Source organism: Tepidimicrobium xylanilyticum, from assembly GCF_900106765.1.
Classification (GTDB): domain Bacteria; phylum Bacillota; class Clostridia; order Tissierellales; family Tepidimicrobiaceae; genus Tepidimicrobium; species Tepidimicrobium xylanilyticum.
The window spans coordinates 1-12,380 of record NZ_FNNG01000014.1 but is presented as its reverse complement, the minus strand read 5'-3'; the positions used below and the strand labels follow the sequence as shown (position 1 = coordinate 12,380).

At 34.7% G+C, this 12,380-nt stretch carries 12 protein-coding genes, 1 tRNA gene and 2 other annotated features; all 13 genes read left to right on the top strand.

Annotated features, from left to right (window positions below; translation table 11 throughout):
* The first annotated feature begins 27 nt into the window (after positions 1–27).
* The 13 genes from ispD (at position 28) to tuf (ending at position 12,379) form a co-directional block, all read left to right on the top strand.
* A complete protein-coding gene (gene ispD, locus BLV68_RS12575; RefSeq protein ID WP_093754374.1) occupies positions 28–768 on the top strand; it encodes a 2-C-methyl-D-erythritol 4-phosphate cytidylyltransferase in 741 nt (246 codons plus the stop codon).
* Positions 769–779: 11 nt separating this feature from the next.
* Complete coding sequence (gene ispF, locus BLV68_RS12570) at positions 780–1,256, top strand: 2-C-methyl-D-erythritol 2,4-cyclodiphosphate synthase (protein ID WP_093754372.1); 477 nt, start codon at positions 780–782, stop codon at positions 1,254–1,256.
* Between the two features lie 54 nt (positions 1,257–1,310).
* Positions 1,311–1,519: a binding site (T-box leader), on the top strand.
* An 87-nt stretch (positions 1,520–1,606) separates the two neighbouring features.
* Complete coding sequence (locus BLV68_RS12565) at positions 1,607–3,331, top strand: proline--tRNA ligase (protein WP_093754370.1); 1,725 nt, start codon at positions 1,607–1,609, stop codon at positions 3,329–3,331.
* Positions 3,332–3,476: 145 nt separating this feature from the next.
* Entirely contained in the window at positions 3,477–4,331 is an 855-nt protein-coding gene (locus BLV68_RS12560) for a DUF1002 domain-containing protein (RefSeq protein WP_093754368.1), read from the top strand.
* A gap of 75 nt (positions 4,332–4,406) precedes the next feature.
* The gene (gltX, locus tag BLV68_RS12555) at positions 4,407–5,888 is read left to right on the top strand and encodes a glutamate--tRNA ligase (protein ID WP_093754366.1); all 1,482 of its coding nucleotides are present in this window, start codon (positions 4,407–4,409) and stop codon (positions 5,886–5,888) included.
* Positions 5,889–5,941: 53 nt separating this feature from the next.
* Positions 5,942–6,154: a binding site (T-box leader), on the top strand.
* A gap of 196 nt (positions 6,155–6,350) precedes the next feature.
* A complete protein-coding gene (cysS, locus tag BLV68_RS12550) occupies positions 6,351–7,748 on the top strand; it encodes a cysteine--tRNA ligase (RefSeq protein ID WP_093754364.1) in 1,398 nt (465 codons plus the stop codon).
* 3 nt (positions 7,749–7,751) lie between these two features.
* Complete coding sequence (locus BLV68_RS12545; RefSeq protein WP_093754362.1) at positions 7,752–8,183, top strand: Mini-ribonuclease 3; 432 nt, start codon at positions 7,752–7,754, stop codon at positions 8,181–8,183.
* A gap of 26 nt (positions 8,184–8,209) precedes the next feature.
* Entirely contained in the window at positions 8,210–8,968 is a 759-nt protein-coding gene (thyX, locus tag BLV68_RS12540) for an FAD-dependent thymidylate synthase (protein WP_093754360.1), read from the top strand.
* 30 nt (positions 8,969–8,998) lie between these two features.
* Entirely contained in the window at positions 8,999–9,745 is a 747-nt protein-coding gene (gene rlmB / locus BLV68_RS12535; RefSeq protein WP_093754358.1) for a 23S rRNA (guanosine(2251)-2'-O)-methyltransferase RlmB, read from the top strand.
* Positions 9,729–10,262 carry an NYN domain-containing protein gene (locus BLV68_RS12530; RefSeq protein WP_093754356.1) on the top strand — a complete coding sequence of 178 codons (534 nt, stop codon included), beginning with the start codon at positions 9,729–9,731 and terminating at the stop codon, positions 10,260–10,262. Before rlmB ends, BLV68_RS12530 begins: the two co-directional genes overlap by 17 nt.
* Positions 10,263–10,341: 79 nt before the next feature.
* Complete coding sequence (sigH, locus tag BLV68_RS12525; RefSeq protein WP_234949921.1) at positions 10,342–10,989, top strand: RNA polymerase sporulation sigma factor SigH; 648 nt, start codon at positions 10,342–10,344, stop codon at positions 10,987–10,989.
* A 57-nt stretch (positions 10,990–11,046) separates the two neighbouring features.
* Positions 11,047–11,122 (top strand) — tRNA-Thr (locus BLV68_RS12520).
* A 63-nt stretch (positions 11,123–11,185) separates the two neighbouring features.
* Positions 11,186–12,379: an elongation factor Tu gene (tuf, locus tag BLV68_RS12515; protein ID WP_093751704.1), complete on the top strand. Its 1,194-nt coding sequence runs from the start codon at positions 11,186–11,188 to the stop codon at positions 12,377–12,379.
* Position 12,380 lies beyond the last annotated feature (1 nt).

The window sequence follows — 12,380 nt, the reverse complement described above, 5'->3', positions numbered from 1 at the left end:
TGCTATAATGTTTAAGAGGTGAAATATATGTATGAAAACCACTTTGTATCCGTTATAATTGCAGCTGCAGGCATGAGCCATAGAATGGGATCTAAAATAAATAAGCAATTTATTAACCTTAAAAATAAGCCTATTCTTGCTCATACCATAGAAAAATTTGAAAGGTGTAGATTTGTGGATGAAATTATAGTAGTCGCAAGAGAAGAGGAAATAGAATACTGCAAGAAGGAAATAATAAAAAAATACAAATTCAACAAAATATCCAAGGTTGTTAGAGGTGGAAAGGAGAGGCAAGATTCTGTATATAATGGGATATTGGCTTTAGATGAGAAGGCCGGTATAGTTTTATCTCATGATGGAGCCAGGCCTTTTATTAAGATAAAGGATATAGTATCTGGAATTAAGGGAGCTGCCAAATATGGAGCTTGTGTAATTGGAGTTCCTGTAAAGGATACTATAAAAGTTGTAGCTGATGATAATAATATTGAGAATACACCTAAAAGAAGTCTTCTATGGATAGCACAAACGCCTCAATGTTTTAAAAAGGAAATAATATTAGAGGGATATAAGAAGGCTATAAGTGATGATTACTTAGCTACCGATGATAGTGCATTAGTGGAAAGGATTGGAGTAGAAGTTAAGATGATAATGGGCAGTTATGATAATATAAAGATTACCACTCCAGAGGATTTGGCAGTAGGGGAGCTATTTTTAGAGAATAAGAGTATAATCTTTGATAATAGGAAATTTATCTTACAAAGTAGGTAGGATGATAAATGATGAGAATAGGAATAGGATATGATGTTCATAAACTAGTAGTTGGCAGAGCCCTTATTATTGGAGGGGTTAATATCCCTTATGAAAAGGGGTTATTGGGCCATTCAGACGCAGATGTACTCGTACATGCCATTATGGATAGCATTTTAGGAGCTTTAGCTCTAGGAGATATTGGGGAACATTTTCCAGATAATGATGATCAGTATAAGGATATTTCAAGTTTAATTTTGTTAGAACGAGTATATAATATTATGAAAGAGGCTAAATATAGAGTTGGGAATATCGATGCTACGATTATAGCACAAAAGCCTAAAATGTCCCCTTACATAGGGAATATGAGAGAAAACATAGCTAGAGTACTTAAAGCACCTTTATCAAGCATAAACATAAAAGCTACTACTACTGAAAGACTAGGTTTTGAAGGTCGAGGAGAAGGAATAAGTGCTCAGAGTATTTGTTTGTTAATTTCTGATAGTTAAGGCAAAAACTATTTGACACGGTATCTATATTTTAGTATTATTAATAGTAATCGAATACATGCTATGATAGGAAATAGTAGGTATTAACGGTCTAAGAGAGGAAATCATTAGGTGAGAGATTTCTGACCTTCTTAATACCCAACCCGTCCTTGAGCATTTAAGCAGAATTAAAGTATGCTTAAACGTCAGTCGCGTTAAGATTTCGAGAGGACTTTCTTAGTCTATTAGAGTGGTACCGCGGAAGCAAACCTTTCGTCTCTATTATTTGAGATGAAAGGTTTTTCATTTCAGATAACAATATATGGAAATATTTTAGATTTTATTATAATAAGGTTAGGAGGTAATGTAAAATGAGGATGTCGAAGCTATATATGCCAACTTTGAGGGAAGTGCCAGCGGAAGCAGAAATACCTAGCCATAAATTGCTTTTAAGGGCAGGTATGATGAGGAAATTGGTGTCGGGAGTTTATTCCTACTTACCTCTCGGTTATAGGGTAATTAAAAAGATTGAAAATGTAGTTAGGGAAGAAATGGATAGGGCAGGTTCTCAAGAGTTGTTAATGTCAGCTATTCAACCAAAAGAACTATGGGAAGCTAGCGGAAGGTGGGATAATTTCGGTCCAGAGATGTTTAGATTAAAGGATAGGAACGATAGGGAATTTTGCCTTGGACCTACCCATGAGGAGTATTTTACAGATCTCATTAAAAATGAGATAAAATCTTATAAGCAGTTGCCATTAAACTTATATCAAATTCAAACTAAATATAGAGATGAAAAAAGGCCAAGATTTGGGGTAATAAGGGCTAGGGAATTCATCATGAAGGATGCCTATAGCTTTGATAAAGATGAAGAAGGAATGGAAAAATCCTACAGGGAAATGTGGGAAGCTTATGAAAAAATCTTTACTAGATTAAGATTAAAATATAAGGTCGTAGAAGGTGACTCTGGTGCCATGGGAGGAAATAAGTCCCATGAATTTATGGCTATGGCAGAAACTGGTGAAGGAGTAATAGCTTATTGCAATAATTGTGACTATGCAGCAACAAATGAAAAGGCTAAAGTAGTCTATGAAATAAAAACAAAAGATGAAGAAGAAAAAGATATGGAAAAAGTTCACACTCCAGATATTACAACAATCGATCAATTAGTGGAATTTTTCCGTTCTGACAAGGGGAATTTTGGTAAAGCCCTAGTGTATTTAGCTTCGGGTGAACCTATAGTAGTTATAATACCCGGAGATAGAGAGCTTAATGAAACTAAATTGTGTAATTATTTGAAAATTCCAGAACATGAATTAGAAATGGCAGATGAAGAAACCATCATTAAAGTTTCAGGAGCTAAGAAAGGGTTTACAGGCCCAGTGGGATTAAGGGAAGGAACAAGGCTTATAATAGATTCTAGAATTACTAAAATGAAGAATCTGATTGTTGGAGGAAACGAAACAGATTATCATATTAAAAATGTCAACTATGGTAGAGATTTTGAAGGAGAAATAGCAGAGGACCTATTATTAGTTGAAGAAGGAGATATATGTCCTAAATGTGGAGAACCTCTTTATATAGCGAGAGGGATTGAAGTAGGAAATATATTTCAATTAGGTACTAAATACAGCACAAGCCTACAAGCTACCTTTTTAGACGAGGATGGGAAAGAAAAACCTTTTGTAATGGGATCTTATGGAGTAGGGGTTTCAAGAACTATGGCAGCTATTGTAGAACAATATCATGATGAATACGGTATAATCTGGCCATTGGTTGTTACTCCTTACCATGTAATAATAACCGTTATAAATGTTAAGGATGAGGTACAAAGGGATTTAGGAGAGAAAATTTATGAAGAATTATCTAATGAAGGTTTAGAAGTATTGTTAGACGATAGGAATGAAAGAGCAGGAGTTAAATTCAATGACAGGGATTTAATAGGCATACCTATCCGAATTACAGTAGGTAAAAAGGCAAATGAAAATATTGTGGAATTTTCATTAAGAAAAGAAGAGGGAAGAATTGAGATCCCAACTGATAAAATAATGGATAACATAAGGAAATCATTTGAAGAAGAAGGGTTGGAGATATAATAAGGCTGAGTTTTCAGCCTTATTTTTCACTCTATCATATTAATTAATTTTTTCATTAAATTAGAGTATAATATACTTAACTTGAAATATTTATTTTAATAAGGTATCCTATCTTAGGAACATATTTTGCTTGGAGGGGGAAGGTATGAAAAAAGGCATAATCGCTTTTATTCTAATATGGATTTTATTAATTCCATCACTGATTTTTGCGGAACATGATGGGGGTGTTGTAGTTGCCTTGGGTAAAAATTTATCAGAAGAGCAGAAAAGAGAAATTCTAAACTTCTTCAATGTAGATGAGTCCATTAAGATAATAGAGGTTACCAATGAAGAGGAAAGGGAGTATTTTGGAAAATATATTGACAGCAATATTATTGGCAGTAGGGCCATATCGTCAGTATACGTTAAAAGGCTTCCGGAAGGTGAAGGGATTACAGTTGAAACCCATAATATTACCTGGGTTACTGAGGATATGTATCGAAATGCTTCTATAACTGCTGGAATAAAAGATGCTAAAATAATCGTTTCAAGTCCTGTGAAGGTGTCAGGGACAGCAGCTTTAACAGGAATTATAAAGGCCTTTGAGGATTTAACTGGAGATAGCATATCTGAAAAGGAGAAGGAAATAGCCAGTGAAGAGATTGCTAAAACTGCTTCATTAGGAAATGAAATAGGAAAGGAGAAAGCTCAGGAACTAATTAATAATATAAAAATCTATATAATTGACAACAATATAAAAAGTAAGGGTTCCATAAAGAAGGTAGCTGAACAAATGGCACAGGAATTAGGAATAGAATTGACGGATGAACAAATAGATCAAATTGTTTCTTTAATGAGAAATATCTCTAAACTAAATTTGAATATAGACGACATCAAACAGCAATTAAGGGATATATCTGGGAAAATAGATAAGATCACTGAACAAAATATAGAGATTAAATCCATCCTAGAACGAATACTTGATGCTATAGTTAGATTTTTCAATAGGTTTTTCGGATAATGTTATTTGAGTTTACACAAAAAAATAACTGATATATAATATAGAAGTAATTAAAATGGAAGGAGGTACTCGAACTTGAAAGAGGTTAGGTTGAGATTTGCTCCTAGTCCAACAGGGTATTTGCATATTGGTGGACTTAGGACTGCACTATATAATTATCTGTTTGCAAGGCACCATGATGGTAAGTTCATATTGAGAATTGAAGATACAGATAGAACCAGATATGTTGAAGGAGCTATTGAAAACTTAATAGAATCCCTTCAATGGGCAGGCATTGAATATGATGAGGGCGTATTTATAGAAGATGGCAAATTAGTTCAAAAAGGCGACTATGGGCCTTATATCCAATCGGAAAGGCTTGATATTTATAAAAGATACGTAGATGAACTGATTGAAAAAGGGCATGCCTATTATTGTTTCTGCTCTAAAGAAAGATTAGATAAGGTCAGAGAGGAACAGAAGATAAAAGGCCTTATTCCCAAGTATGATGGATTTTGTAGAAGTTTAAGTCTGGAGGAAGCAAAGGAGAGAATTGCTAAGGGAGAAGAATATGTAGTTAGGCTTAAATTGCCTCCAAATAAGGATATTAAATTTGACGATTTAGTGAGAGGCAGTATCACCATAAATACTGAAGATATAGACGACCAAGTATTATTAAAATCTGATGGCTATCCTACTTATCACATGGCAGTAGTAGTAGACGATCATCTCATGGGTATTACCCATATTGTAAGGGGAGAAGAATGGTTGCCGTCTACACCAAAGCATATATATCTATATGAAGTCTTTGGGTGGGAAAAGCCAGTATATGTTCATCTACCTACGGTTCTTAACAAGGATAGAAAAAAATTGAGCAAACGCCATGGAGATGTATCTGTAGAGGATTTTAAGGAAAAAGGATATCTTCCTGAAGGACTGATAAATTATTTAGCCTTAGTTGGCTGGAGTCCAGAAGACAATGAAGAAATACTCACTATGGAAGATTTAATTAAAAAGTTTTCTTTTGAAAGGGTATCAAAAACTGGTGGAATTTTCGACAAGGACAAATTAGACTGGGTGAATGCCCATCATATTAGAAGTTATGATTTAGACAAGCTGACAAGACTTGCCATACCCTATCTAAAGGAGGCCAATTTAATAGATGACCAGTTTGTATCTGAAAGATATGATTGGATAAGAACCTTGGTGGAAACGGTAAGAGAAGGACTATCCAACTTATCTGAAATAGTAGGTAAGGTAGGTATATTTTTCAATAATCAGATTGAACCGGAAAATGAAGAAGCTTTATCAGTGTTGAAAGGGGAACAGGTTCCGCTTCTTTTAAATGCCTTTAAGGAAGAATTAGAAAATATTGAGGAAATAGATGGGGAATTTGCTAAGACCATAATGAAAAAAATACAAAAATCCACAGGAATAAAGGGGAAAAACTTGTTTATGCCAGTTAGAGTTGCTTTAACAGGCTATGTTCATGGACCAGAATTGGTTAGCATAATATATCTTTTAGGGAAACAGAACATACTAGATAGAATAGAATATGTAGAAAAAAGCTATTTATAATATTAGGGTTAATTTCACCTTAATTTAAAGTGAAATTAAAGTAAATAGTTCAATATAAAGTGGTGAAGAGGGAAAGTAGACCATAATACCTTTCAGAGAGGAGTCTCCACTGGCTGAAAGAGACTTTAAGGTTAAATTATGGTTGAAAATGCACCTTTGAACTGATTACCTGAAATACTAGTAGGGCAATACGGATTACGGCGTTACACGTAATAAAGCGGGCTTTTAACCAAAAAGAGTGGAACCGCGGCAAAGCCGTCTCTTTAATTAGAGGCGGAATTTTTTATCAATTGACAATTATTTAAGGTCAGTTATAAGGCCTTTGAAATCCTTATTATATTAAGAAAATCAGAAGTTAAGTTTGTGGAATAATTGTCAACTATCACTTGTTAATTGTCGATTGAATAAGGATTGCCAATTATCAACTGTCCATTGTCTATTGAATAAAGGGGAGGTTTTATTATGAAACTATATAATACATTGACTCGGAAGAAGGAAGAATTTAAGTCTATTAATGAAAAAATGGTGACCATGTATGTGTGCGGACCTACTGTTTATAATTACATTCATGTAGGCAATGCAAGGCCTATGGTAGTATTCGATACTTTAAGAAGGTACTTTATGTATAAAGGCTATGAAGTGAAATATGTTGTGAACTATACCGATATAGATGATAAGATTATCAATAGAGCTAATGAGGAAAGTAAAACTGCTAAGGAGATTGCTGAAAAATATATAAAAGCCTTTGAGGAGGATGCGAAGGGACTGAACCTTTATGAAGAGAAAACCATACATCCTAGAGCAACGGAATATATAAAACATATGATAGAATTCATAGAAAAGTTAATAGAAAAAGGAGCAGCCTATAATGTTGATGGAAATGTGTACTTTAACATAAATAGTGCAAAGGATTACGGGAAACTGTCTAAAAAGAGCATAGAGGACCTAATTTCTGGAGCTAGGGTAGATGTAAATGAGGAAAAAAGAAATCCTATGGACTTTGCTTTATGGAAAAGGGCAAAAGAAGGGGAGCCCTATTGGGATAGTCCTTGGGGTAATGGAAGACCTGGATGGCATATTGAATGCTCTGTGATGGCTAAAATCCTTTTAGGGGATACCATAGATATTCATGCAGGAGGAGAGGATTTACAATTTCCCCATCATGAAAATGAAATAGCCCAATCTGAAACTTTATCAGGAGAGCCTTTTGCAAATTATTGGTTGCACAATGGTATGTTAACTATAAACAACCAGAAGATGTCTAAATCCTTAGGAAATTTTTTCACGGTAAGGGATATTGGAAAGGAATTTGACTTGGAGGTTTTAAGGTTTTTCTTACTATCTGCTCATTATAGAAAACCTTTAAATTTCAGTAGAGAAGTAATGGAACAGCAAAAAAGTGGATTGGAAAGGTTGTATAATGGTAAGGCCAATTTAGAATATCTGCTGGAGAAATGCATAGATAGAGAGTTAAACCACGAGGATAGAAGCAAATTGGAAAAGATTGACGAGTATAAAAAGCGTTTCATTGATAATATGGAAGATGATATAAATACAGCTGATGCAATAGCTAGTCTATTTGAAATAGTCAAATATTCAAATTCCAATTTTAATGAACATACAGCTAAATTTGTGATACAATATACTTATGATAATTTAATGGAACTGTCTAATATACTTGGAATTTTATCAAAGAAAGAAGAAATTTTAGAAGATGAGATATTAGAGTTAATAGAAAAGAGGACTCAGGCTAGAAAGGATAAAAATTATAAACTAGCTGATGAGATAAGGGATAAATTGAAGGAAATGGGGATAATACTAGAAGATACACAAGAGGGAGTGAAATGGAAAAGGATTTAGCCTATGGATAGAGAGTATAGCAACGCTTTCAGATATATGAACAAAAATTTAAAGGGAGAGGATATAAATATGCTCTCTCCTCTCCAATTGGCTTATATTGGAGATGCAGTATATGAACTTTGTATAAGGACTTATCTGCTCAACAAAGGTACTCCTGTAAAAAAACTTCATAGTGAAACCATCCAATATGTTAAGGCTAAGGCCCAGTCAAATATACTGCATGCTTTAAAAAACCTCTTAACGGAAGAGGAAAAATCTCTAGTTAGACGCGGAAGAAATGCGAAACCAAAATCCATTCCTAAGAATGCAGAACTAATGGATTATAAATATGCTACAGGCTTTGAATCCCTAATAGGTTATTTATATTTGACTGGTCAAGATAATAGAATAATAGAGCTATTTGATAAAATTATCAGTCTCCCTATGGAGAGCTGATTCAACCAAAGAAAAGGGGGAAAAAAATGAAGGTAGAACTATTGAGGTATACGCCGGATGGAGAAAGGCTAATTGCTTCTGCAGCCAAGCTTTGTTATTCATCTGTTGGAATTGGTTCTATAGAAAAGGACTTAGGGCAAGAAAATATGGAAAGATTTTTAGAACTATTGATGGATTTAGGGCATGAATCACCTATAGAGCATGTTGCTTTTACATTTGGGGTAGAAGGAGTTTCTAGAACATTGACTCACCAGCTTGTAAGGCATAGAATTGCAAGCTATTCCCAGCAATCTCAAAGATACGTAAAGTTAGACCAATTCGATTATATAATACCACCTTCAATAGAGGGGGATCCAGAAGCAAAAAGGCTGTTTGTGGAAGCTATGGAAAAAGATCAAGAATATTATAATAAAATTACCCAAATATTATTCAATAGTTATTATGAGGGGTATATTAAACAAGGACTGAATGAAAAGGAAGCTAAACAAAAATCTGAGAAGTTAGCTATAGAAGATGCAAGATATGTATTTCCAAATGCTTGTGAAACTAAAATAGTATTTACAATGAATGCAAGGGCTTTATTAAATTTTTTCAGGCTTAGGACTTGCAATAGGGCCCAATGGGAGATAAGGGAGCTTGCAGTGGAAATGCTTAAACTGGTAAAAAGGATATATCCAATATTGTTTAAAAATGCAGGTCCTGCATGCTTGAAGGGGCCTTGTCCAGAGGGACGTATGACATGTGGTGAAATAGTGAAAGTCAGAAAAAAGTTTAAAAATTTGTGATACTATGGAGAAAGAAAGTGGGAATGAGGAATGGATCAACAATATATAATCGGAAGGAATCCAGTTTTAGAAATATTGAAATCGGATAAGGAGATAGAAAAAATATTAATATTAAAAGGAGACCTAAAAGGTTCTATTAGCAAGATAGTTAGCATAGCTAAGGATAGAAATATTCCAATACAGCAGGTGGACAAAAACAAATTGGACAATTTAGCTAAAGGCGGGTCTCACCAAGGGGTAGCCGCTTTGACCAGTTCCTATACTTATTCTTCCATAGAGGATATACTTAGTAAAGCTGAAAAATTGAAAGAATCACCTTTTGTAGTCCTTTTGGATGGAATAGAAGACCCACATAACTTAGGAGCTATAATCAGAACTGCAGAATGTGCAGGTGTACATGGGGTTATAATACCTAAACGAAGGGCAGCCCAAGTTACTGTTACAGTCTATAAGAGTTCTGCTGGAGCTGTTGAGCATATGTTGGTTGCCAAGGTAAGCAATTTATCCAATACAATCGACATATTAAAAGAAAAAGGTTTATGGGTATATGGAGCCGATGTGGATGGTGAAAATTATTATTTTGATATGAATTTTGAAGGACCTATTGCACTAGTGATTGGGAGTGAAGGCAAGGGATTATCTAGGTTAGTTAAGGAAAAATGCGATTTCCTAGTAAAAATTCCTATGTTTGGTAATGTTTCTTCTCTTAATGCATCTAATGCAGCCTCAATATTAATATATGAAGTGGTAGAGCAGAACCATGAACAAAAAAGGTAAGAAATATAAAGAATACCTATTTGTTGATGGATACAACATTATAAATTCATGGAGTGAACTCAGAGAACTGAGTAGTTTGAATTTAGAGGTGGCAAGAGAAGAACTAATAGAGATTATGGCGGAGTATCAATACTATTCTGGGATTAAGGTTATTATAGTATTCGATGCCCATATGGTAAAGAAAAATGTTGGCAAGAAGGAAACCATTAAGGATGTGGATGTAGTCTATACTAAGGAAAATGAAACCGCAGACCAATACATAGAGAGGGTTTTAGACCATATTGGCAAAAGCAAACGGATAAGAGTAGCCACTTCCGATTGGATGGAGCAACAGATAGTTTTGTCCAGGGGTGGAACCAGAATTTCTGCAAGAGAGCTGGAAGCAGAAATTAAGGACAAAAAGAGAATGATGATGAAAAGAAGGAGTAAAGAGGAGAAAAAAAGCGAGTTATTCATAGGAAGATTAGACGAGGAAACGATAAAAAAATTGGACTTATGGCAAAAGAATAATGAATAGCTTGACTATTTTTGGTTATTAAATTATAATTTAGTTAATTATGGGGTATGTTTCAAACATGGTTTTGGAGGGATGTTTGGTGGGTCTTGGATTATACAATGATTTAGATGCAATCAATTATGAAGATATGGCGGATGAAGATATCGTTGAAGAAGCCAAAACAGGGGATCCTCAAGCTTTGGAATATTTAATTACTAAGTACAAGAATTTTGTTAGAGTAAAAGCTAAAGCTTATTTTCTAGTTGGAGCAGATAAAGAAGATATTATTCAAGAGGGGATGATAGGCCTTTATAAAGCTACCCGTGATTTTAAAAGGGACAAGCTAACTTCCTTTAAAGCTTTTGCGGAACTTTGTATTACAAGGCAAATAATTACTGCTATTAAAACTGCTACTAGGCAGAAACATATTCCACTAAATTCTTACATATCATTGAATAAACCCTTATATGATGAAGAATCGGACAGAACCCTTTTAGATGTAATTTCTGGTGCTAAAATAACTGATCCAGAGGAATTGCTAATTAATAGCGAAGAACTATATTCAATGGAGAATAAAATGGTAGAATTATTAAGTGATTTGGAATGGGAAGTTTTAATGGCGTATCTTGATGGGAAATCCTATCAGGAAATAGCAGACGAATTAAAAAGGCATGTAAAGAGCATTGATAATGCCTTGCAAAGAGTAAAACGAAAGCTTGAAAGATATTTGGAATTAAAAGAATATTAAATTACCTATTGACAACTAAATATCTTGGTAGTAAAATAAGTTACAGTGGTTTTAGATGCCCATGTAGCTCAGGAGGTAGAGCACTTGCATGGTAAGCAAGAGGTCACCGGTTCAAGTCCGGTCATGGGCTCCATACACAAAAAGAAACACCCGGAAGAGTTTTCTTATGGGATTTTATTATTAAGGAGGAATTCAGATGGCAAAGGAAAAATTTGAAAGAACGAAACCTCACGTAAATATAGGTACAATAGGTCACGTAGACCATGGTAAAACCACATTAACTGCAGCAATAACTATGGTATTAAATAAAAGATATGGGTCAGGACAAGTAATGAGCTATGAAAACATAGATAAAGCACCAGAAGAAAGGGAAAGAGGAATAACAATATCCACATCCCACGTTGAATACGAAACTCCAAATCGTCACTATGCACACGTAGACTGTCCAGGGCACGCTGACTATGTAAAGAACATGATAACTGGAGCAGCTCAAATGGACGGAGCAATTTTAGTAGTATCAGCAGCTGACGGTCCAATGCCACAAACTAGAGAACATATACTATTATCCAGACAAGTAGGCGTACCAAAGATAGTAGTATTCTTAAACAAGGCAGACATGGTAGACGATGAAGAATTAATCGAATTAGTAGAAATGGAAGTAAGAGAACTATTAAGCGAATATGAATTTGACGGAGACAATGCAAGCGTAATAGTAGGTTCTGCTTTAAAAGCAATAGAAGACCCAGATGGAGAATGGGGAGATAAGATAATAGAATTAATGGAAGCAGTAGACAGAGACATTCCAGAACCAGAAAGAGAAATAGACAAACCATTCCTAATGCCAGTAGAAGACGTATTTAGTATAACAGGAAGAGGAACAGTAGCAACAGGAAGAGTAGAAAGAGGAGTAATAAAGACAGGAGACAGTGTAGACATAGTAGGATTAACAGATGAATCGAGAACAGTAGTAGTAACAGGGGTAGAAATGTTTAGAAAGATACTAGAAGAAGCCCAAGCAGGAGACAATATAGGTGCATTATTAAGAGGAGTTCAAAGAGACGAAATAGAAAGAGGCCAAGTATTAGCAAAACCTGGAACAATTACTCCACATACAAAATTCGAAGCTGAAGTATACGTATTGACAAAAGAAGAAGGTGGAAGACATACACCATTCTTTAATGGATATAGGCCACAATTTTATTTCAGAACAACTGACGTAACAGGCAACATCGAATTACCAGAAGGAGTAGAAATGGTAATGCCAGGCGACAATGCTAAATTTACTATAGAGTTAATAACTCCGATAGCTATGGAAGAAGGATTAAGATTTGCTATTCGTGAAGGTGGTAGAACAGTAGGTGCTGGAGTTGTTACTAAGATTCTTGGGTAAT